This is a genomic window from Mammaliicoccus sciuri (assembly GCF_025561425.1).
Lineage (GTDB): Bacteria > Bacillota > Bacilli > Staphylococcales > Staphylococcaceae > Mammaliicoccus > Mammaliicoccus sciuri_A.
Genome location: NZ_CP094824.1, coordinates 614,764 through 636,267, shown reverse-complemented (window position 1 = coordinate 636,267; position 21,504 = coordinate 614,764). Strand labels below are relative to the sequence as shown.

The 21,504-nt window shown below is 31.0% G+C and carries 25 protein-coding genes and 1 pseudogene; 9 read left to right on the top strand and 17 right to left on the bottom strand.

Annotated elements, in window-relative coordinates; all coding sequences use genetic code 11:
• Nucleotides 1–2: 2 nt before the first annotated feature.
• Nucleotides 3–587, bottom strand: coding sequence for an AAA family ATPase (locus MUA60_RS03080; protein WP_262649657.1), 585 nt, complete (start codon nt 585–587; stop codon nt 3–5).
• 245 nt (nt 588–832) lie between these two features.
• Between MUA60_RS03080 and MUA60_RS03075 the strand changes: the two genes are divergently transcribed.
• Nucleotides 833–928, top strand: coding sequence for a type I toxin-antitoxin system Fst family toxin (locus tag MUA60_RS03075; protein WP_262649656.1), 96 nt, complete (start codon nt 833–835; stop codon nt 926–928).
• Between the two features lie 550 nt (nt 929–1,478).
• On the top strand, nt 1,479–1,574 hold the full coding sequence (locus MUA60_RS03070) for a type I toxin-antitoxin system Fst family toxin (protein WP_262649654.1): 96 nt from the start codon (nt 1,479–1,481) through the stop codon (nt 1,572–1,574).
• 165 nt (nt 1,575–1,739) lie between these two features.
• Here MUA60_RS03070 and MUA60_RS03065 read toward each other — a convergent pair whose 3' ends face one another.
• Nucleotides 1,740–2,147, bottom strand: a complete 408-nt coding sequence (locus MUA60_RS03065; protein ID WP_262649652.1) for a GNAT family N-acetyltransferase — start codon at nt 2,145–2,147, stop codon at nt 1,740–1,742.
• A gap of 100 nt (nt 2,148–2,247) precedes the next feature.
• On the bottom strand, nt 2,248–2,457 hold the full coding sequence (locus tag MUA60_RS03060; protein WP_262649651.1) for a hypothetical protein: 210 nt from the start codon (nt 2,455–2,457) through the stop codon (nt 2,248–2,250).
• 494 nt (nt 2,458–2,951) lie between these two features.
• Here MUA60_RS03060 and MUA60_RS03055 point away from each other — a divergent pair, with 494 nt between their 5' ends.
• Nucleotides 2,952–3,752: an ABC transporter permease gene (locus tag MUA60_RS03055; protein WP_204977397.1), complete on the top strand. Its 801-nt coding sequence runs from the start codon at nt 2,952–2,954 to the stop codon at nt 3,750–3,752.
• A gap of 76 nt (nt 3,753–3,828) precedes the next feature.
• Here MUA60_RS03055 and MUA60_RS03050 read toward each other — a convergent pair whose 3' ends face one another.
• Nucleotides 3,829–4,347 (bottom strand): GNAT family N-acetyltransferase, encoded by a 519-nt coding sequence (locus MUA60_RS03050; RefSeq protein WP_262649650.1) that lies wholly within the window; start codon nt 4,345–4,347, stop codon nt 3,829–3,831.
• Nucleotides 4,348–4,453: 106 nt separating this feature from the next.
• Between MUA60_RS03050 and MUA60_RS03045 the strand changes: the two genes are divergently transcribed.
• Entirely contained in the window at nt 4,454–4,897 is a 444-nt protein-coding gene (locus MUA60_RS03045) for a YtoQ family protein (protein WP_262649648.1), read from the top strand.
• A gap of 51 nt (nt 4,898–4,948) precedes the next feature.
• Here the strand turns inward: MUA60_RS03045 and MUA60_RS03040 are convergent, their stop codons facing one another.
• The gene (locus MUA60_RS03040; RefSeq protein ID WP_262649647.1) at nt 4,949–5,410 is read right to left on the bottom strand and encodes a threonine/serine exporter family protein; all 462 of its coding nucleotides are present in this window, start codon (nt 5,408–5,410) and stop codon (nt 4,949–4,951) included.
• 10 nt (nt 5,411–5,420) lie between these two features.
• Nucleotides 5,421–6,179, bottom strand: a complete 759-nt coding sequence (locus MUA60_RS03035; RefSeq protein WP_262649645.1) for a threonine/serine exporter family protein — start codon at nt 6,177–6,179, stop codon at nt 5,421–5,423.
• A 228-nt stretch (nt 6,180–6,407) separates the two neighbouring features.
• Here MUA60_RS03035 and MUA60_RS03030 point away from each other — a divergent pair, with 228 nt between their 5' ends.
• Nucleotides 6,408–6,848, top strand: coding sequence for a MarR family winged helix-turn-helix transcriptional regulator (locus MUA60_RS03030; protein ID WP_204977400.1), 441 nt, complete (start codon nt 6,408–6,410; stop codon nt 6,846–6,848).
• A 44-nt stretch (nt 6,849–6,892) separates the two neighbouring features.
• Here MUA60_RS03030 and MUA60_RS03025 read toward each other — a convergent pair whose 3' ends face one another.
• The 4 genes from MUA60_RS03025 to MUA60_RS03010 all read right to left on the bottom strand — a co-directional run bounded on the left by MUA60_RS03025 (nt 6,893) and on the right by MUA60_RS03010 (nt 9,658).
• The gene (locus MUA60_RS03025; protein ID WP_262649643.1) at nt 6,893–7,462 is read right to left on the bottom strand and encodes a DNA-3-methyladenine glycosylase I; all 570 of its coding nucleotides are present in this window, start codon (nt 7,460–7,462) and stop codon (nt 6,893–6,895) included.
• Nucleotides 7,463–7,472: 10 nt separating this feature from the next.
• Nucleotides 7,473–7,958, bottom strand: coding sequence for a DUF1648 domain-containing protein (locus MUA60_RS03020; protein WP_262649641.1), 486 nt, complete (start codon nt 7,956–7,958; stop codon nt 7,473–7,475).
• A 93-nt stretch (nt 7,959–8,051) separates the two neighbouring features.
• Complete coding sequence (locus MUA60_RS03015; protein ID WP_262649640.1) at nt 8,052–9,266, bottom strand: NupC/NupG family nucleoside CNT transporter; 1,215 nt, start codon at nt 9,264–9,266, stop codon at nt 8,052–8,054.
• 182 nt (nt 9,267–9,448) lie between these two features.
• A complete protein-coding gene (locus MUA60_RS03010; protein WP_048541810.1) occupies nt 9,449–9,658 on the bottom strand; it encodes a hypothetical protein in 210 nt (69 codons plus the stop codon).
• Nucleotides 9,659–9,860: 202 nt separating this feature from the next.
• Here MUA60_RS03010 and MUA60_RS03005 point away from each other — a divergent pair, with 202 nt between their 5' ends.
• The 3 genes from MUA60_RS03005 to MUA60_RS02995 all read left to right on the top strand — a co-directional run bounded on the left by MUA60_RS03005 (nt 9,861) and on the right by MUA60_RS02995 (nt 13,294).
• Nucleotides 9,861–10,691 carry an aldo/keto reductase gene (locus MUA60_RS03005; RefSeq protein WP_262649638.1) on the top strand — a complete coding sequence of 277 codons (831 nt, stop codon included), beginning with the start codon at nt 9,861–9,863 and terminating at the stop codon, nt 10,689–10,691.
• A 49-nt stretch (nt 10,692–10,740) separates the two neighbouring features.
• Entirely contained in the window at nt 10,741–11,673 is a 933-nt protein-coding gene (locus MUA60_RS03000) for an aldo/keto reductase (RefSeq protein WP_262649637.1), read from the top strand.
• Nucleotides 11,674–12,253: 580 nt separating this feature from the next.
• Nucleotides 12,254–13,294 carry an NAD(P)/FAD-dependent oxidoreductase gene (locus MUA60_RS02995; RefSeq protein ID WP_262650572.1) on the top strand — a complete coding sequence of 347 codons (1,041 nt, stop codon included), beginning with the start codon at nt 12,254–12,256 and terminating at the stop codon, nt 13,292–13,294.
• Nucleotides 13,295–13,371: 77 nt separating this feature from the next.
• On the opposite strand, the gene MUA60_RS02990 is transcribed toward MUA60_RS02995, so the two are convergent.
• The 7 genes and pseudogenes from MUA60_RS02990 to MUA60_RS02955 form a co-directional block, all read right to left on the bottom strand.
• Nucleotides 13,372–14,274 (bottom strand): helix-turn-helix transcriptional regulator, encoded by a 903-nt coding sequence (locus MUA60_RS02990; RefSeq protein WP_262649635.1) that lies wholly within the window; start codon nt 14,272–14,274, stop codon nt 13,372–13,374.
• A gap of 302 nt (nt 14,275–14,576) precedes the next feature.
• Nucleotides 14,577–15,938 carry a glycerol-3-phosphate transporter gene (gene glpT, locus MUA60_RS02985; RefSeq protein ID WP_262649634.1) on the bottom strand — a complete coding sequence of 454 codons (1,362 nt, stop codon included), beginning with the start codon at nt 15,936–15,938 and terminating at the stop codon, nt 14,577–14,579.
• Between the two features lie 213 nt (nt 15,939–16,151).
• A pseudogene (locus tag MUA60_RS02975) lies at nt 16,152–17,182 on the bottom strand (hemolysin family protein).
• Between the two features lie 74 nt (nt 17,183–17,256).
• On the bottom strand, nt 17,257–18,120 hold the full coding sequence (locus MUA60_RS02970) for an IS3 family transposase (protein ID WP_103361549.1): 864 nt from the start codon (nt 18,118–18,120) through the stop codon (nt 17,257–17,259).
• Nucleotides 18,084–18,485, bottom strand: a complete 402-nt coding sequence (locus tag MUA60_RS02965; protein ID WP_262649629.1) for a helix-turn-helix domain-containing protein — start codon at nt 18,483–18,485, stop codon at nt 18,084–18,086. Before MUA60_RS02965 ends, MUA60_RS02970 begins: the two co-directional genes overlap by 37 nt.
• Nucleotides 18,486–18,500: 15 nt before the next feature.
• A complete protein-coding gene (locus tag MUA60_RS02960) occupies nt 18,501–19,364 on the bottom strand; it encodes an IS3 family transposase (protein WP_262650532.1) in 864 nt (287 codons plus the stop codon).
• Nucleotides 19,365–19,372: 8 nt separating this feature from the next.
• Nucleotides 19,373–19,909 (bottom strand): transposase, encoded by a 537-nt coding sequence (locus tag MUA60_RS02955; RefSeq protein WP_262648361.1) that lies wholly within the window; start codon nt 19,907–19,909, stop codon nt 19,373–19,375.
• 251 nt (nt 19,910–20,160) lie between these two features.
• Here MUA60_RS02955 and MUA60_RS02950 point away from each other — a divergent pair, with 251 nt between their 5' ends.
• On the top strand, nt 20,161–21,327 hold the full coding sequence (locus MUA60_RS02950; RefSeq protein ID WP_107611145.1) for an IS256 family transposase: 1,167 nt from the start codon (nt 20,161–20,163) through the stop codon (nt 21,325–21,327).
• The last annotated feature ends 177 nt before the right edge of the window (nt 21,328–21,504 follow it).

Sequence of the window (21,504 nt, the reverse complement as noted above, 5' to 3'; positions counted from 1 at the left end):
TTTCATCTAATATGCTTAAATGTCGTTAAAATTCTATCAAGTTTTCTCTTTAGCCAACTTCTATTTTGTAATAACTTTAATTGACTTTTTTGAGCGATTTCATTTACAACTTGATCAACATTTAACTGATCTGTGTATATTTTATATTCTGTAACAACATTATCAAAAAACTCAATACAGTCGTCCATTTGAACACGAGCAAAAGTTTCTCCCAATTCCAATCTTTTATTCAAACGTCTATTTAAAGTTTTCTTATTTGCATACAATATATAATGATCTAATCGAACCCCATCTTGTTTTAAGCGTTCAATAATTTCTTGGTAGTACTCAATATTAATGATCGTCATAGGTACAATGATTATACCGTCATATGATTCCGCTATATACTTTAATAAATCATAGTTAAAGTATCTCCATTGATCATGGTCTTGAAAATTATCTTTATGTAAATTCTTAGGTATATTATGACGTATAAAGAAACCTAAATTTTCAGGATCATAAACAAAAGATTTAGATAATCTCTTATTCAATTCAAAAGCCACAGTCGTTTTTCCAGAACCATATGCACCATTTAACCAGATAATCATAAGTTCACCCTTTTCTAGTGTTAGATACATTATATCCTTAACTACAAATAATGAAAATCGGTATTGTCAAAAGTGGTATTTAAGTAAAAATTCAAAAACAAAATGCAGTTTACAAAAAATTTTGGCACAAATATTAAATTAAACACAATTTTATATTAAAAGTTTTTAGTTGTCCAAAATAATGGTATAATTATATCGTCGCCTATCTCTATGGCGTAATTCTACATAGAGAGGAGGTATTGAGAATGACAACTGCTTTTGTCAATATCATTGCACCCATTATATGTGGATGTGCAATAGCTTACTATTCTCATTGGTTAGAGAATCGTAAGAAAAAATAAAAGGCGACATTTAGCCGACACCACTAATAAAACCCCCTCACTACTGGCATAGTGAGGGGGTTTGGTGTTGAGTTACAACAACTACTTTTGTTAATAACATTATACCACCTATTACATGTCATGTCATCTGTAAAATTAACATAATTTTTCCAATTCAATACATATGATTTCAAATATCTTCGTTTGCATCTATATCTTTATTAAGGAAAACAGATATAGAAAATGATTAATATTAACGCGAACACAAAATTTGTTAGTAATATTTCGATAAAGCATTTTGAAACTTCTACTTTTATATTTTTTTGTCTAAGTCAATTCACCAAAATGTTAGACACTTTATTTTCTTATTACATATAATGAAAATCGGTATTGTCAAAAGTGCTATTTAAGTAAAAATTCAAAAGCAAAATACAGTTTACAAAAAAATTATGTGCAAAATTGAATTAAATACAATTTTATAATAAAAGTTTTTAATTCTTCGATATGATGCTATAATTATATAGTCGCCTAGCTCTGTGGCGTAATACTACATAGAGAGGAGGTGTTGTGCATGACAATTGCTTTCATCAATATCATTGCACCCATTATTTGTGGATGTGCAATAGCTTACTTTTCTCATTGGTTAGAGAATCGTAAGAAAAAATAAAAGGCGACATTTAGCCGACACCATTAATAAAACCCCCTCACTATTGCACTAGTGAGGGGGTTTGGTGTTGAGTCACAACAATTGCTTTCGTTAGTAACATTATACCACCTATTACATGTCATGTCATGTTTAAAATATACATTAATCACCTTATTTTTATATCTTTCAGAACTCTTTGATACACTTATATCTAATAACTCCTGGATATTTCTCCCCTAAAGAAATAATTTTAAATCCTAGTTTAGTATAAAAACCTACTGCGTCATTATCTGTTTTAGCTACTAACTTCTGTTTAGGGAATAATTGATGTATTTTATTTATAATCTCAGTTCCTAGCCCTTTATTCTGTATGTGACTTTGAATAGCGATATGTTTAATCACAACTTCTTGTTCAGTACTGATTAACCCCACTAGTCCTACTATACGTTCATTATTACTAACAGAATACAGTTCATTTTCAGTTATACTGTAATACTCTTCAACATCTTTTATACTTTCTATGTTCAATATATTTTGAAATAAATCCCTAATAATTGAGTTATTTTCGACACTGGCTATTTTGTTGAATTTCATCAATACCTGCACCTTCTATAGAATTATATTTCACTCTAATATCACACTTTTGATTATTGTTTATTCATCATCAAATATAGCATTAGTATCTTAATATGGTCTATCTACAACTTAAGAAAGTTAACAACAGTACGACTATTAAATCAACGTGACTAAGTCTTTCTCCAGATGAAAGTAATATATGTTTAACTATGTAGTTATTTTTTGTTCTTCTTTGTTGTTTCAAAAACTTTGCGCAGATAATGTATAATTTCCAAAACAAATAATAAATCACAAAAACAATTGAAAATACAAAGAGCATTTTAATCATAAATACCCCTCCTAACAATAATCACTTCTTTCATTTCAATATGAGTAAATAATGAAGATAAAATATTCTACATGATTCCAAACATCTTCAAATGCCTCTATATCTTTATTAAGGAAAACAGATATAGAAGATGATTAATATTATCGCGAACGCTAAATTTGTTACTAATATAGTTCTAAATAGCTTTTTGGAAACTTTTCTATTATACCTCTTTAATCCATTTACCTGTACCCATGTTTCAAAAGCAGTATATCCTATAATGTATAAAATAATTATTAAGTATAGCAATGCAATCACTTCTAAATACAACATTATTAAGATCCTTTGTCTAAGGTGCAGTGATTTACATAATATATTTTTCTGCCTATGATTCACTACGTTTAAGTTAATTTTACAACAAAGATCGACTACTTCAAAACAATATTTACAAATAAATGGAATTATGGTTAAATTATGTAAACATAATAAATATTAAATAAAGTAGGCGCACGTGTATGTCATCTTTTGTATTCATTTTAAAAGAACAGGTTAAAAATATTTATTTAATTAAAAGGTTAGCTAATTTTGAAATTAGAATTGCAAATACGAATAACTATTTAGGTACGGCATGGGAGTTAATAAACCCTATGATCCAAATTGCAATATACTGGTTTATTTTTGGCCTTGGATTTAAAAACAATCAGCAAATAGAAGGTATTCCCTTTATTTATTGGTTAATAGTTGGAATAAGTATGTGGTTTTTTATTAATCAGGGGATTCTAGATGGAACTAGGTCTATTACTATGAAATATTATCAAGTAGCAAAAATGAACTTTCCAATTTCAATCTTACCTAGTTATATCGTAGTGAGTAAATTTTATAGTCATTTAGTGCTATTGGGCATTATAACTTTAATATGCTTTATTGCTGGATTTACACCATCTATATATTTAATACAATTATTAATATTTATTCCATATGCACTTTTACTCTCGATATCTATAGCTATATTTACATCGACTTTAAATGTGATAATAAGAGACACTCAAATGATTATACAAGCATTAATGAGAATGTTATTTTTTGTATCGTCTATTCTTTATCTACCAGATAATAAAATTGTCATAAATATCATCAAATATAACCCCATTTATTTTCTGGCTGAGGGATACCGTTCAGCGATTCTATATAAAGAATGGTTCTTTATTAATAATTGGGATTTAGTGATATATAACTTTGCTTTTCTCTTAATCACTTTTATAATCGGATCATATGTTAACTTTAAATATAGAGATTACTTTTCAGATTTTATGTAGAATTTATAAAATGATTCATAGTTACTTAAAAAAGAGACCTGAAATTAGGTCTCTTTTTTAAGTATTATTTTCATCATTATATTTCTGTCTCAACGATATAGTCGGTTGATATGTCATTACCAGCTACGAATTGATGAGAACCTACTATTTTATACCCATGTTTAGTATAGAAGTTCAGTGCTTGGTGATTATGTTCCCATACGCCAAGCCATAGTTTTGATTTGTGTTGTTCTTTAGCAATTTCAAAGGCTTTTTTCATGAGTTCACTGCCGATTCCTTTTGACTGAAATTGCTTATATATGTATAAACGTTGTACTTCTAAATAGTCATCTCCCATTGGTTCTGTTTGCGCAGATCCAATGTTGAGCTTCATGTACCCTGCTATTTCTTGATTGATTTTGGCAAAGAAGTACCATGATTCTTTATTTTGTAGTTCGCTTAAAAGTATTTCATGATTATATGCTTCTTCAAAATATTGATCCATATCTTCTTGTGGTATGTCGTCTATAAATATGTCTTTAAAAGTCGTTCTACATATTGTTGATAAAGCTTCTATTTCATTTTCTTGAATAGCTGTTATTTCGATTGTATGCATATTGAAAGCCTTCTTCCATACTTTTTTATTTATATTTTTCTAATCATATCAAAGAAAGCGATTGTTTTAAATATGTTAAACTAATAAAAAAGGAGTGAATATTCGTATGACAAATTTAACAATTTATTTAGCAGGACAAATTCATGATAATTGGAGAGAAGAAATCACTCAGAAGGCTGAACAGCATAATTTACCACTAACGTTTGTTGGTCCACAAACTAACCATGATCGTTCTGATAATATTGGCGAATCTATTTTAGGTGAACAACCTAATAATTATTATAAAGATCATGCTGCTTCTGATATTAATAATTTTCGTGCGCAAGTGTTAATGAATAAAGCAGATGTTGTCATTGCATTATTTGGTGAAAAATATAAACAATGGAATACAGCAATGGATGCTTCTACAGCGATTGCTTTAAACAAGCCGTTAATACTTATACGACCAACTGACTTAATTCACCCGCTTAAAGAGTTATCTAACAAAGCGAATGTCACTGTTGAAACAGTAGACCAAGCATTAGAAGTCCTTAAATATATTTACGAATAAAAATAAAAGGTTATGACGCTTATTAATGACAATACATGCGTGATAACCTTTTTATTTAACTTTATTTAATTGTCGATGTTTCTTAAATGTATAGTAAACTTTCGATAATAAATCTGCTATGAGCAACCCAAGTGCTATTGAACTTGAGATAAGCGCAACTTTTATCATCGTAATTAATGCTTCATGATAATCATTTAATATTAAATTTTTAATCGCTTCATAGGCTGTGCCACCAGGTACAAGCGGTATGATACCAGGAATAATAAAGAGAATAACTGGTGAGAAGAATTTTCTACTCATGATATGTCCTGCCACACCTATAAACAAACCGCCAATAAATGAAGATTGTACATCAGATCCATTGACTATCATACCCGTTTGAAAAGCAATCCACCCGATGGCACCAACGATACCAGCCGGGGTTAATAAATATTTAGGTGAATTAAATAATAAAGCAAAAAAGAAAGCCGTACCAAAACTAAATACAATCTTTAATATTATCGTAATAACCATAATTCACCTCTTATGAGAATATTAACAACACGATACCTACACCTACACCAATGGCAATAGAAGTAAAAGTTGCTTCTAATCCTTTAGATATACCAACTAATAATTGTCCTAAAAATAAATCTTGAATCGCATTCGTTATAAGTACACCTGGCACGATCGGCATGACTGCAGATATAATCGCAATATTTAAAGCTTCTCCTCCAAATAACATTTGATTATAAATGGCGATTAAAGCGATGACACTTGCCGCTATAATTTCTGCTATAAATTTAACACGTGTCCATGAATGTAGGATTTCTACTATAGAATAACCTATTGCACCGCCAATAAATGTAGCGATGATATATTCTTTATGTCCACTAAATAAATATAGGAAGAAAATTGAAATAAAACCTGCAGCAATCATTTTAAACGGTAACGAGTATGGTAATGGGGATTTATGTATAGTACGAATACGTTTCAATGCTTCTTCAGCAGATATTTGCCCTTTATCTAACATTCTAGAAATATTATTTACTCGGTGGATATTACCTAAATTAGTATCTCGTTTACTAACTCTATAAACTCTAATATTATCATCAATATCTAAAGCGAAATTTATAATCGTTGAACTGACATAACATTGATTATTCGGATACCCTAATCGTTTAGCCATTCTATACATCGTATCTTCAACTCGAAAAGCCTCCGATCCCGCTTCTAACAAGACTAAACCGGCATTCATCACAATTTCTTGAACTAAAGATTTAGGATAACGTTGTTGATTCATATACTACACACCTCACTTTATCTTTATATCTATAATAGAATATCAAAAATAACATTACAATTTAACTTTCCTTCAAAAAAATTCTAATTTATATTTATATTATAACTGAGATTTTCCAAAACTGAATTGAGCGCGATAATTTTTTCTATTTTATGAACATTTCCTAAATAGCTTGACTTTGTTTTCATTTCATAATAGGCTTAATTTTGACGTAAGGAGGATAATGAAATGGATATACCACCAATCAACAAACAACTTGGATTCATGTTATATGTTGCGTCAAAAGAGCTTATAAAAAAATATACACCGATATTGAAGAAATATAACCTAACATATACAGGTTATATCGTTCTTGTAGCTATAGATAAAAACGAAGTAATCAATATTAAAACTTTAGGCGACAGACTATACTTAGATTCTGGGACTTTAACACCGTTATTAAAGAAACTTGAAGAAAAAGGATTCGTTAATCGTGAAAGAGCGATTAATGATGAAAGAAACTTACGTGTTTCTCTTACTGAATCAGGTGTCGAAACACAAGGTCAAATCTTAGAAGAAATTTACAAAGCATTCAAAGATTTGAACATGGATACCGAGCAATTTAACGAATTAAGAGATTCAGTAGAATCATTTATTCAAACAAATCTTAATAATGACAAAGATGCATAATTTTGAAATAACATAAAGGGTTAGGACAAGCTTTAACGATTGTCCTAACCCTTTTTATTTCTATTATAACTGTGATATGGACAGGTGATGAGATGGTCATCGATAATACCGATGCTTTGCAAGAAAGAATACATAATTTTAGGTCCAACAAATTTGAAACCTAATTTCTTTAAGTCTTTACTTAATTTAATAGAAAGATTTGTTTCTGCCGGAACTTCTGACATGTCATGCCATTCATTTATAATCGGCTCGCCATCTACATATGACCATAGAAAATCTGCAAAGCTACCATATGTTTGTTGTATTTCTTGAACTAATAATGCATTACTTTTTACGGACTTTATCTTACCTAAATGTTTAATGACATTATATTCAGTTTTAATGTTTACTAATTCTTCATCTGTTAAGGCTGCGCATTGATTAATTTTAAATTGTTTAAAAGCTGCTTGATAATCTTCACGCTTTTGAATAACCGTTTCCCATGACAGACCAGCTTGCGCACCTTCTAATGATAACATTTCAAAGATGTAATCATCATTTTTATTAATTCTACACCATTCATCTTCGTGATATTTTTTCATTAAATCACTACTTGGCCAAGTACATTCAGACATATATTTTCACTCATTTCGTATTTTCATTTTTATCTAACATATAATTTCGAGCCATAAATATGATAATCGTCACGCCTATCACACTTAAAATAATAATCGTTTCCCATACACCCAACTTAAAAGGCATGCCAAGTGCCGTATACAAGTCTTTAATGACGAGAAATGTAAATAATGCCATCATTTCAAATTTAATAAAGTAAATTAATAATTTAGCATTTTCTATTTGGGCTTTATTTGGTTGACCATAAAGTGATGGAACATGTATGTATTTATCTAACTTTGGATTACTGACTAAATAATGAAGCATAAGCCATATCAATAATCCTAATACAGGCATAAAGAATATAAAAGTCTTAGTCGACCATGCATCTGCATCTCCTGCAAAATTATAATGACTCGGTATTTTGTCAGGTAAATCGACATAGTTAATCATAATTAATATAATAGAAATTAACCACAAAACAATACTCGATATATCTAATACTTTTTTGAGCATGATATATCCCCCTTTATAAAAAAAGCAACAAGTACATTAAATGTGCTTGTTGCTTTTAAATTTAAATTTAAACTTTAAAAGTGTTTATTGAACTCACCAAGCAAATAATCCAACGAATGCTGCTGTTAATAGTGATACTAATATACCTGATAACAACATCATTGGTACGTATTTAGATACGAAATTAGATACATCTTCTTTGACGATACCTTTCAAAGTACCTATTATCATACCAATAGTAGAGAAATTAGCAAATGATACTAAGAATGTACTAATTACTGCTGCTCTATGTGTTGAATATTCACTTACTTCTTTACTGATCGTGCTCATGACAACAAATTCATTTGTTACAATCTTAAGTGCCATTTGTTGAGCAACTACCCACGCTTCTCCAACTGGCATACCAAGTAAAATTGCAAATGGGAACATGAAGATTCCGAGGATATACTCTAATCTTATGTTTGGTAAATATGGAATTGGATCCATAATACCTAGTAATTTATTGATCAAGTCTGCAATCGCAACAAATGCGATAACAAATGCGATAATGATTAATACAAGTTTACCTGCATTAATAACTGAATCCCCTAAGAATGAGAAGAATGGCTGTTTTTCCCCTTCGTCTATCTCAGCCACAACATCATCTTCTGGGTCTAAATCAAATGGATTTAAAATTGTTGTTACAATAATCGCATTAATGATGTTTAATGGTATTGCTGTTAATACATATTCTCCTGGTATCATTGTGACATACGCACCAACAATTGCCCCTGATACAGAACTCATAGACATCATTGCAAGCGTAAGTACTCTGACTTTATTCATAGATGTTAATTGTTTAGATGAAACTGCTAAAGCTTCCGTATTTCCTAAGAACATCATTTCAATTGAGAAGAATGACTCAAATTTAGGTTGTCTTGTTATTTTTGAAATAACCCAACCTAACATTGAAATAAATTTCGGTAAAATACCTAAATACATTAAAATATCGAATACTGGTACAACTAGTAAAATTGGTAGTAACGCTGAAACTGCCATATCCATTTTCCCTGGTCCTGGTGCTGTAAAGCTACCAAATGCAAATCCAATTCCCGAAAAAGCAGATTCTAAAAGCCATGATACGCCGTCAGCCGCACCTTTAACGAATCTCGCTCCGAAAGAAAATTGTGTGAAGAACCATGCTAATACTAAGTTAATGACAATTAGTATTAAGACTGATTTCCAATCAACATTCTTTTTGTCTCTAGAAAAAAGAAAAGCGACACCAATGAATACCAACAAACCAATTATGTTGATGATTAAAAACATTGTTTATTGTCCACCCTTTTCGTTTAATTAAAAGCACCATTATTATAACATGCAATGTAAAAGTATGTTACTACATTTTTACATACTATTTACGATTTTTATATAAATAAAAAAACGAACAAACCATAAAGGCTTATTCGTCGAAGTTTCAATCATATATATTTTTTACTCGTTAAATTTAATTATTTAGAATATTGATCAAATTGATTAATAGATTGATCACATTTCATACTGATAGCTAAATATACGATATAACCAGAAACCAGTACCATGATTAAAGCATAAACTGTTAATACATATATATTAGAAATAATTGCCGTATTAAACAGTACCAACATGAGTATCATGATTGCATCTATAATGCTTAATGATATGACACATACACGCTCCATTTTAACCCTTCTTTTCTCAATAATATGACTCTAGCTATTAGCTACTTATCTTGCGCAATGAGATAAATCTTACTACATTCACTATATGAATTCAATACGTTTTACAAAAATTTTTATAAGCTGATTATTCCTATCTACATAAAAAGGTATGATATAGTTTAAAAGTGTACAGTCATTATATTTAAATAGGAGGCATTTTATCATGGAAAATTATCATTTAAATGATGGACAAGTGTTACCGCAAGTAGGATTTGGTACGTATAAATTAAACGGATCATCTGGCGTTCATGCAATCGTAAATGCATTAAACAACGGATATCGCATATTGGATACTGCCTATAATTACGAAAATGAAGGTACTGTCGGTAAAGCGATACAAGAAAGCCATGTTAGTCGCGATCAAATTATCGTAACATCAAAGCTACCTGGTCGTTATCATAGTTATGATCAAGCCATTACTGCGATACAAGAATCGATTTATCGATTAGGTGTAGAATATATTGACTTATATTTAATTCACTGGCCAAACCCTAAACAAGGCAAATATGTAGAAGCTTGGAAAGCACTCATAGATGCACAGAAACTTGGCCTTATTAAATCTATTGGTGTCTGTAATTTCTTAGAAGAACATATTGATACATTAGAAAAAGAAACTGGCGTACTACCTGCAGTTAACCAAATAGAATTACATCCTTATTTCAACCAAAAAGATGTACTCGAATATCATCAAGAAAAAGGTATTATAATAGAAGCTTGGAGTCCATTAGGTCGCGCTACAGAAGTTATAAACGATAAAGAAATTGGTAAAATCGCTGAAAAATATAATAAAACAATTCCACAAATCATTTTAAAATGGCACGTTCAAAATGGTATTGTCCCAATTCCAAAATCAACATCTAATGCTAGACAACTACAAAATTTAGATGTGTTTGATTTCTATTTAGAATCAGAAGATTTACACGCAATCGATGCATTAACAAAAGCTGATGGACGTATTAAAGATCAAGATCCAGCAACTTATGAAGAATTTTAATTCAAACTTATTCAAATTTAAAACAAATAATGAGAAAAGGATGATTGAAATGGCAAAACGCGTAAAATTAGGTAAATCAAATATTGAAGTTAATCCAATTGGTTTAGGAACAAATGCTGTTGGTGGTCATAATTTATATCCAAACCTTGATGAAGAACAAGGTAAAAATGTTGTAAGAGCTGCCCTAGACAATGGTGTTAATTTATTAGATACTGCTTTCATCTATGGTCCAGGAAGATCAGAAGAACTTGTCGGAGAAGTCGTTAAAGAATACAATCGCGAAGATGTCGTGATCGCTACTAAAGGTGCTCACTACTTTGACGGAGATGATACGAAATTATCAAACGACCCTGAATTTTTAAAAGAACAAGTTGAAAACAGCCTTAAAAGATTACAAACTGACTATATAGATTTATATTATATTCATTTCCCAGATGATGAAACACCTAAAGACGAAGCAGTTGCAGCTTTACAAGAATTAAAAGATGCCGGAAAAATTAAAGCAATCGGTGTTTCTAACTTCACATTAGAACAGCTTAAAGAAGCCAATAAAAATGGTAATGTAGATGTTATTCAACATGAATATAATTTATTAAACCGTGAGAATGAACAAATCTTGGAATATACAGCAGAACATGATATTACATTTATTCCATATTTCCCATTAGCTGCAGGATTATTAGCTGGTAAATATGATGAAAATACAACATTTGATGACTTACGAGCAGAAAAACCTGAATTCCAAGGTGAAGCTTTTAAAGAAAATCTAAAAAAAGTAGACAAACTTAGAGAAATCGCTCAAGAACATGGCGTAGACGTAGCACATATTGTGTTAGCATATTATTTAACAAAACCATCATTAGATGTGATCATACCAGGTGCTAAACGAGGCGAACAAGTTATCGACAACTTAAAAACATTAGAAGTCAACTTAACAGAAGAGAACATTCAACTTATAGAATCACTTTTCCCAATCGCATAAGTATGATAAGAAGGCTGAGACATGAAAAATTGTCTCAGCCTTTCATTATGTATGAGTGTGCTAAATTTCATTTTGCGGAATTGTGGTAGTTAGAACGCTGTATCTTCCATTATTTCGAATTGTGGTAATTAGAATCGGCTAACTACCATTATTCGGAATTCTGGTAATTAGAACGCTGTATCTTCCATTATTCGGAATTCTGGTAATTAGAACGCTGTATCTTCCATTATTTCGAATTCTGGTAATTAGAACGCTGTAACTCCCATTATTTCGAATTGTGGTAATTAGAATCCGCTAACTTCCATTATTCTGAATTCTGGTAATTAGACGGGCAGCTCTTACGGACATTTCTCGGTATTCTGTCCCTAACACCCACCCATTTTTTCAACAATACAGTCACTTCCTTGTCACGCCCACTCACACAAATATTCTCCCCCAATTTTTATTCATCTAAAAATATTCTACATATGTATTTAATTAAAAAAATATGACAATCCCGTCACTGATATTGATTATCATTTGCAAATATAGGATAATAATCGTAAGTTGAAATAATTAGGAGGAATCATGACTGATGAATATTACAGACGTTACGATTATCGGCGGGGGTCCAGCGGGATTATTTGCGAGTTTCTATTCCGGGTTAAGAGGAATGAGTGTTAGAATAGTTGATTTCCAAAATAAATTAGGCGGTAAAATGCACATCTACCCTGAAAAAGTCATTTGGGATATAGGGGCACTTGCGCCAAAACCTTGTTATGAAGTTATTCAAGATTTAGTTCAACAAGGCTTACATTTCGGTCCAGAAGTGTGCTTAGAACAAAAAGTTATTGATATTAAAAAAGTTGAAGAACAACATTTTATTATATATACAGAAAAAGGTCATGAGTATCATTCAAAATCTGTCATTATTGCTGTTGGTAGTGGCATTATTAAACCATTAACTTTAGATATTGAAGGTGCTGAGCGTTTTGAATTATCTAATTTAAATTATGTTGTACAGTCAATTCAGAAGTTTAAAGACAAACACATATTAATTTCGGGTGCGGGTAACTCTGCATTAGACTGGGCTTGTGATTTATCAGAATATGCGAAAAGTGTTACGCTTTGCTACAGAAAAGAAGAAATTTCTGGCCATGAGCATATGAAACAATTATTAGATAAACTTGATATCTCTAGGAAACCAAGTATGGTTATTAAACAGCTTAACAGTGACCATGATAAACCAGTTATCACAGAAGTTGTTTTAGAACATGTTGATACACATGAACAAGAAATTGTACCTGTTGATGAAGTTATCATTAGTCATGGTTTTGATCGTGAATCAGAATTACTTCATAACGCACAAACGAAAGTTAATTTAGTGAATGAATTCTTTATTGAAGGTTTAGGAAATGCTCAAACTTCAGTTCCTGGCATATTCGGTGCTGGGGATATCATTATACATGATGCAAAAGTTCATTTGATTGCTTCTTGTTTCAATGATGCTGCAAATGCTGCAAACTTAGCTAAAAGCTATATCGACCCTGAAGCACAAGCAGGTGGTCGTGTATCGAGCCACAACGACGTCTTCAAAGAAAAGAACAAAGAAGTTATTAAAAAATATATCGCACAATCATAATACGAAACATTTACCTTCCAATCTGTTTAACCTTTTAAGAGATTGGGAGGTTTTATTTTGTTAAAAATACGAAAGTTTTATGTACATATCATACTTGAATAATCCTCTTGAAACTTTTTTAAATAATATTTAACTTCCTCATCTGATAAATCTCGCTCACGATCTACTTCATTAAAAAAGCTTTGTCGTTCAATTTGTACGTGTTTACGTTGTGTCATATCACGATACTTTTTCGGCGTGACACCATAATACAATTTAAAGGAATAAATATAAGATGATACATTATAAAAGCCATGTTTTTCAGAAATGTCGATTACTTTTTCTTGTGTATGAATTAAATCATACGTGCTGTTTAACAATCTGATATCAGTTAAATAATCTTTAAAGTTCACACCCATTTGTTCTTTAAATAATTTCGAAAAATACGATTCAGAAATATGATATTTATCGGTGAATGTATTGATCGTTATACGTTCATTATAATGCTCATAAATATAATCTTTAATTTCATCAATTATCGGGTTCATATGGCTATTAACAATTTGACATTCTTTTGAATAAACCGTCAATCGTTCTCTATAAAATTCTAATATCGTAATAAGTTGCTTCATTATTTTTAAATTACGATTGTTTTCTTGTATTAAATATAAATCACACAGGCAAATTAAATGGTCTCGCAAAGGGACTAACTTTGATTGCACACCCACATGCTGATGATATGAAAGCAACTCTGGTATCATCGTTGTTATGATTGACTCATAAAGATGAATTTGTACAACGATATTCCCATCTGACACATCGAGTTTATACCACTCATTATGTTTAACAACAAACGTTTCCCCTTCTTTATATTCTTTACTATGCGCTTTGATCGTGACCATAACACGACCCTTTAATACTACAAAAAATGAAATACCTATATGATTGCGATATTTAGTAGCAGAATATTTTAGGTATTTGATTTCATATATATTTCTCACAACAAATCTCCTAATTCTTTGATATCTTAATAAATTTAATCCAAATCCCAAAAGTAAACATCAAATTACTAATGTAAAAATATTGAATTATAATGAAGTTATTATAATTCTAAAACTTAAATCAGTAAATATATAAATTGAAGAAAATCAGATTAAGGTAAATGTTTTAATATTTTGAAAGAATCATACAATTTATTAAGTGAGAATTTATTGAATAGTGTCATCGAATTTCGCGAACGTTTATCATTAAATGCAAAAAGAGACTAAGGCAAAATACCCTAGTCTCTTTTCACTTTATATAATTATGATTTTACAACTTCTTGTCCACGTTTGTTCCAAGTTAAGATGAAACTTAACATTGCTAATACACTAATGATTGTTAATAATAAGAATCCTGAATCCCATCCTAATTTATCAACAGTTAATCCCATAATGATATTAGCCATTACAGCTCCACCTAAATAACCAAACAGCCCTGTTAATCCTGCTGCAGTACCTGCTGCTTTTTTAGGTACATAATCTAATGCTTGTAAACCAATCAACATAACTGGTCCGTATATTAGGAAGCCTATCGCGACTAATGCGATATTATCTACTAATGGGTTTCCTGCTGGATTTAACCAATAAACAATGACAGCGATTGTTACGCCTAACATGAATATAAATCCTGCTGGTCCCCTTTTACCTTTGAACACTTTATCTGAAATATAACCACATAATAATGTTCCTGGAATACCTGCCCATTCATATAAGAAGTATGCCCAACCTGATGCATTTAAGTCGAAACCTTTTTCTTCACTTAAATATGTTGGTGCCCAGTCTAACACACCATATCTAACAAAATAAACAAAGATATTTGCAATAGCAATCATCCAAACCCATTTGTTATTCAATACATATTTAAAGAGAATATCTTTTGTTGAAAGCTCTACTTCTAACGTTTTCTGCTCTTTATTAGGGTAATCATTTCGATATTCTTCAATCGGTGGTAATCCCATAGATTGTGGTGTATCCCTAATTAGAACATATGAAATAATCGCAATAATTAACGCGATAATAGCTGGATATATAAATGCACCTTCAAATCCTTTTAAATAACCAAATGATAATGTTCCCGTAATTGAAATACCTAATAAAGCTAACGGTGCCATCAAACCGCCACCAACATTATGCGCGACATTCCAAATAGCTGTCTTACCGCCACGTTCACTAACGCTGTACCAATGTACAAGCACTCTTCCAGATGGTGGCCATCCCATACCTTGGAACCAACCATTTAAGAAAAGCATAATAAACATGATAAATACACTAGAAGTTAAGACTGGTATAAAACCCATCAATAAATTAACGATTGCCGTTAATACTAAACCTAATGTTAAAAATATCCTTGCGTTACTCCGGTCACTCACTGTACCCATAATAAATTTACTAAAACCGTAAGCAATTGAAATAGCTGATAAAGCAAACCCTAATTCCGTCTTACTAAAGCCTTCATCGATCAATGCAGGCATCGCAAGTGAAAAGTTTTTCCTTAATAAATAGTACCCAGCATAACCAAGAAATATCCCTATAAAGACTTGTAGTCTCAATTTCTTATATGTATCATCTACCTGCTCACTTGGTAGAGGATCTATATGTTTCGCTGGCTTCAAGAAATTCGCCATACTCTTACCTCCTATTATTATTTTTTGTAAAGAATGTAAAGATTTTGTAAAATGCAATTTATAATTTCATGATATGTATTGCAAACGTTAATGTCAATGCATTTTTATATTTTTATTATTTAATATATTTTATTTTTCAAAATTTTATTTAACACATGATAAAAGCAGACCAAACTAAAAGAACCTGAGCCATTTGTTTGGCTCAGGTTCTGCTTACGTCCATTTATCGTGTTCATCTTCAATGTTACCGACAATATTTTCAAGTATGTCTTCCATCGTAATCATACCTGCTAATTCACCGTGTTCATTATGAACAATTGCGATATGTGCACGTTGTTTTTTCATTTTATCTAATACGTTTTGGATGGCGTCTGCCTCTTTGACGTATATGATTTCGTGAATCAATTCAGTTATATCTTGTATGTTGTCTTTCAATAAATCTTTCGCATGTAAATATCCAATAACATTCGTTTTATCTTCTTGATAAACTGGGTATCTCGTATAATAGCCATTTTTACAAATTGTATTGCTTCTTGCTGACTAAACTTACTATTAATCATTGTCATATTGTCTTTAGAAATCATACAATCTTTGACGACAAGTTCATCATAAATAAAGACTTTATTAATATGTTCTAGTTCTGTTGATGAAATTTTCCCACCTTGGTGACTTTCTTTAATCAACATTTTCAATTCTTCTTCAGAGTGATATAATTCAGACTCTTTCGCAGGTTTCATACTAAATAAGCTCAATATCATTCTTGCTGACCCATTTAAAATAAAAATAAAAGGATATAATAATTTGTAAAACAGTATGATCGGTCTTGCAAAGAATAATGTAACTTGTTCTGCTTTTTGAATTGCGATTGTCTTTGGCGCCATTTCACCTACTACAACGTGTAAATAAGTTGCGATAATAAATGCGCTGACTAATGTTAAGACATGAATAACCGTTTCTGATAATCCAAAGCTACTATAAAGTGGATGCAGAATAAACTCAAATGTTGATTCGCCAACCATACCAATTCCAAGTGCTGTAATGGTAATACCTAGCTGACATGCTGCTAAATACTCATCAAGATGTTCGACTACCTTTTTAGCTGGTTGAGCGTTCTTATAATTCTGTTCTGCTAAGTAGTTAATTCTAGATGACCTGACCTTTACAATTGCAAATTCTGTCGCAACAAAGAATCCGGTTAAAGCGAGTAATACAATAAACGTGATTAAACTAATTGTGGTCCCCAATTATTAATTAATTCCTCCATATAATAAAAAAATTCCAACCATTTGGTAGTGACCCCCCAAAGTTAGAGTTTCCATTATGCTATTAATTGGCTGGATTGAGTTCGGTATTGTACTGGACTTCGTCCAGCCAATTTTAATTTCAAACGTTCATTGTTATACCAATAGATGTAATCCTCAATTCTTCTTTTTAATGTTTCATAGTTAACAAGTTCTTCTCCATGATACATTTCCTGCTTCATGATGCCAAAGAAATTCTCCATAGAAGCATTATCCGCACACGTCGCTTTACGTGACATACTTTGATAAATCCTTTGTTCCGATAATCTTCTAATCCATGCATTATGCTGATAATGCCAACCTTGATCAGAATGTATCGTCGTACGATATGGTGCTTCATGCTTAATGATTGTAACTGCTTTATCCAATGATTGAAGTACTAAGTCTAATGTTGGTCTTCTGGATATACCATAAGAAATGATTTCCCCATTGTATAAATCCATAATAGGGCTGAGATATAATTTTTGTTCTTCAGCACATTTAAATTCAGTGATATCTGTCACTAATTTTTGAAGTCGAATAGATGTATGGAATCTACGATTCAAGCGATTTTCAGCCACTTTACCAACTGTACCTTTGTATGATTGATAGCGTGATTTACGTGTGAATTTTTGACATTTTAATCCTAGTTCTCGCATAATTCGTTGTACTTTCTTATGGTTAATGAGATAACCTTGATTTCTCAAAGCTAAATATATACGACGATAGCCGTATTTACCGTTGTGTTTTTGAAAAAGTTCAATGATCTTTTTCTTCCAACCTTTATCTAAATCTTCCTTTTGTAATTGTTTGGCATGGTAATGATAGGTTGCTTCTGGTATACCAACCTTTACTAAGATATCTTTTAATTTGAATCCTTCTTCTTTGAGTTCGAATGCCACTGCTGCTTGTGCTTTTCTAGAAAGGCACTCGGATTCTCTCGAAAAGCGTTCAACTTTTTTAAATAAGCATTCTCTAATCGAAGATTTTCATTTTCTAGCTCTAACTCTTTTTCTCGTGATAGGTTTTGATTAGATTTCTTCTGTTTCTTCTTTTTCATGGGAGGTCGTCCTTTCGGCTTTTCGAGTCCTTCCACACCTTCTTTGTCATATATCTTTTTCCATCGCACAATAATAGATGGGGTATTTAGGCCAAATTTAATCGCTGTATCTTGGAAGGAATCGCCTGTTCTTTTCATATAGTTTAATACATTTATTTTGAATGTAACAGAATAAACTGTCTTTTTCTGTTTCTGTACTGAACCCAAAAATCTAAACCTTAATTAGTATATTATTTCAAAGGTTTGTCTCCTGTAATTTTTGGGAGATAAGCCTTTTAATTTTGATTTGATTCTTTCGTTATTATAAAAATCGATATATCGATGAATAGCTTGTTCAAGGTCCTGAAAATCTTTAAATTCTTGGCCATAATACATTTCTTGTTTAAGTAACCCAAAAAAGTTTTCCATAACTGAATTATCTAGACAATTACCTTTTCTAGACATACTCTGAAATATTTTATGGTCTTTTAATAATCTAGTGTATTGTGAATGTTGATAATGCCAGCCTTGATCTGAATGAATCGTTAAACGATGATCTAGGTTTGGACGACGCTTTATCATTTCTTTTAATGGATTGATGACTATATCTAATGTAGGACGACTTGAGATTTTAAAGCTGATAATCTCTGAACTATATAAGTCCATAAAAGGTGATAAATATAATTTCTGACCATTCATTAATTTGAACTCTGTAATATCTGTTACGACTTTTTGAAATGGGAGACTTGTTTTAAATCTACGATTTAATATATTTTGAGCTACTTTACCAACTTTACCTTTAAAGGAACGATACTTACGACCTCTATGTGTGAACTTTGTACAAGTTAGATTATGTTCTTTCATAATTCTTAGTACTTTTTTATGATTTACGATAAGACCTCTATTTCTTAGTGCTTGTGTAACACGACGATAACCATAGGTATGGTTTGATTCTTCACATATTTCTTTTATTACTTGAATCAATGTTTCATCTTTATCAGCTTTACTAAATTTATTTATCCAATAATAGTATACAGATTTAGCTATTTGAGCGACTTTAAATAAGATACTTAATCGTATATTATATGTTTCATTTAGTTCCTTAATGACCTTTACTATTTCTGATTTTTGCTTCCGTAAATGTCGGTCAAGGCTTGTAACTTTTTTTGATAAGCTATACCTGCCTTTAACGTCTCATTTTCATTTCTAAGTCTTTCAAGTTCTTCACGTTCATTTTCATTTAAAGGTAAATTTTTATTATCTGATTTAGATCGTTTTTTAGTCATAGTGTGAGATCGTCCCTTTTGTTTATTATCTATATCAAGACGACACTTTTCATCAAATTGATGTTGCCAATTGGCAATGATAATAGGATTAATAATTCTAAAGTGATTCGCAGTATCTTGATAAGACAACATATTTTCTTGTCTAAATTTTAAAACAGATAATTTAAATTCGCTAGTATAAACAGTATTTCTACTTTTTATTTCTAAACCTTCTTCTCCAAACTCTTTATATTGATTGACCCAAATCCGAAGGACAGACCAACTTGAAATACCATATTTTAAAGCAATTGTTCTATAACTTTGATGTCCTTCTAAATATTCTTTTACAAGTTTTAGTTTGAATTTAAATTCATATTTTTTCCTCATTAGAATGCACCCCAATATTTTGATTTGTTTAGTTCAAATATTTGGGTTCACATCATATTTTATTTTATCGGACTGTAAATCTCGTTTTCGGGTCGATATTTATTTTTATCGGACTGAAAATCCCGTTTTCGGGTCGATATTTATTTTTATCGGGAATATGTCCATATAATTGTGTAATAAAAAAAGAGCCACATATAGCTCACTTTGGTACAATGTAATCGACTAAGAAAAAATTGTAGAGGTGACTATATATGACTCAATTAAATGTTAACTTAGATTATGAAGAATTGGCAAGTGCTATTTTTGGAAGTGATATGAATGCGTCTATGAAAACAATAGCTATGACTGTCATAAATGCATACATGGAAATGGAAAGAGACAAGTATGTTAATGCTGGATATAAACAAAAGAATTCAGGAAGAAACGCACAACGTAATGGCTATTATGAGCGTGATTTCCTGATGCCTATTGGCAATCTGACATTAAAAGTTCCAAGAACACGTGACGGTGAATTTACAACTGAAGTATTTAATCAATATTCGCGTTCTGACCAATCGCTTATTTTAGCGATGACAGAAGCATACATTAATGGTGTTTCAACTAGAAATGTTAATAAAATTGTGGAATCCCTAACGGGAAAATCTGTGTCTAAATCAACTGTTTCAGGCGTAATAAAAAACCTAGATCCTGAAATTAAAGAATGGGCTGGTAGACCTATTGTTAGTCATCAGTATAAGTATGTATTTGTTGATGCTATGCACATTAAGGTAAGAGAGAATAATAAAATTGTTTCTAAAGGTGTTTATATCGCTATGGGTATCAACGAAAATAGAAAACGCGACATTATTGGCTTTAAAATTTCTAATCAAGAGTCAGAATTAGCTTGGTCAGAGTTTTTTGAAGACTTAAGAATGCGTGGTTTAACAACACCTGAACTTATTATCTCTGATGCGCATTCTGGACTTATTAAATCTATTAAGTCACAGTTTATTGATTCATCTTGGCAACGTTGTACATTCCATTTTCTTAAAAATATTGTAGAGAGATTTCCTAAAAAGAACTCTAAAGAAGCTAGAATGTTACTTAAATCAATATTCCAAGCACCAACATATCGTCACGCTGTTCAGCTCAAAGATGAATTCATTGCACAATATGAAAGTAATCCTAAGTATGTGGAAGCTATTAAAATATTGGATGAAGGCTTCGAAGATGCCTCACAATTCTATAGATTTCCTGCTCAACATCATAAAAATCTAAGAACTACTAATTCAGTTGAAAATATTAATATGCAACTCAGAAAACGAGAAAAAATAGTTAAAACATTCCCTAATCTAGATTCAGCTTTTAGATTAATTGGCGCAGTACTTATGGATATTCAAGAAAGATTTGATAAGTCTAACAGACCATTTATCGCTTAATTAAGCTACTTATTTTTTAAAAAATAAGTAGTGATCAAACAACTATATCTGTTTAAACTTCAAAACAAATATAGTTGTTCGATTCATTAAAAAACCAAAGGTTGATTACATTCTAAAGATATTACACAAACATATGGACTTGACTTTTATCGGTCCATATTTCTCGTTTATGGACCG

Coding starts and splice junctions, on each gene's coding strand:
- MUA60_RS03080 (WP_262649657.1), bottom strand. CDS start 587: ATGATTATCTGGTTAAATGGTGCATATGGTTCTGGAAAAACGACTGTG.
- MUA60_RS03075 (WP_262649656.1), top strand. CDS start 833: ATGACAACTGCTTTTGTCAATATCATTGCACCCATTATATGTGGATGT.
- MUA60_RS03070 (WP_262649654.1), top strand. CDS start 1,479: ATGACAATTGCTTTCATCAATATCATTGCACCCATTATTTGTGGATGT.
- MUA60_RS03065 (WP_262649652.1), bottom strand. CDS start 2,147: ATGAAATTCAACAAAATAGCCAGTGTCGAAAATAACTCAATTATTAGG.
- MUA60_RS03060 (WP_262649651.1), bottom strand. CDS start 2,457: ATGATTAAAATGCTCTTTGTATTTTCAATTGTTTTTGTGATTTATTAT.
- MUA60_RS03055 (WP_204977397.1), top strand. CDS start 2,952: ATGTCATCTTTTGTATTCATTTTAAAAGAACAGGTTAAAAATATTTAT.
- MUA60_RS03050 (WP_262649650.1), bottom strand. CDS start 4,347: ATGCATACAATCGAAATAACAGCTATTCAAGAAAATGAAATAGAAGCT.
- MUA60_RS03045 (WP_262649648.1), top strand. CDS start 4,454: ATGACAAATTTAACAATTTATTTAGCAGGACAAATTCATGATAATTGG.
- MUA60_RS03040 (WP_262649647.1), bottom strand. CDS start 5,410: ATGGTTATTACGATAATATTAAAGATTGTATTTAGTTTTGGTACGGCT.
- MUA60_RS03035 (WP_262649645.1), bottom strand. CDS start 6,179: ATGAATCAACAACGTTATCCTAAATCTTTAGTTCAAGAAATTGTGATG.
- MUA60_RS03030 (WP_204977400.1), top strand. CDS start 6,408: ATGGATATACCACCAATCAACAAACAACTTGGATTCATGTTATATGTT.
- MUA60_RS03025 (WP_262649643.1), bottom strand. CDS start 7,462: ATGTCTGAATGTACTTGGCCAAGTAGTGATTTAATGAAAAAATATCAC.
- MUA60_RS03020 (WP_262649641.1), bottom strand. CDS start 7,958: ATGCTCAAAAAAGTATTAGATATATCGAGTATTGTTTTGTGGTTAATT.
- MUA60_RS03015 (WP_262649640.1), bottom strand. CDS start 9,266: ATGTTTTTAATCATCAACATAATTGGTTTGTTGGTATTCATTGGTGTC.
- MUA60_RS03010 (WP_048541810.1), bottom strand. CDS start 9,658: ATGGAGCGTGTATGTGTCATATCATTAAGCATTATAGATGCAATCATG.
- MUA60_RS03005 (WP_262649638.1), top strand. CDS start 9,861: ATGGAAAATTATCATTTAAATGATGGACAAGTGTTACCGCAAGTAGGA.
- MUA60_RS03000 (WP_262649637.1), top strand. CDS start 10,741: ATGGCAAAACGCGTAAAATTAGGTAAATCAAATATTGAAGTTAATCCA.
- glpT (WP_262649634.1), bottom strand. CDS start 15,938: ATGGCGAATTTCTTGAAGCCAGCGAAACATATAGATCCTCTACCAAGT.
- MUA60_RS02955 (WP_262648361.1), bottom strand. CDS start 19,909: ATGAGGAAAAAATATGAATTTAAATTCAAACTAAAACTTGTAAAAGAA.
- MUA60_RS02950 (WP_107611145.1), top strand. CDS start 20,161: ATGACTCAATTAAATGTTAACTTAGATTATGAAGAATTGGCAAGTGCT.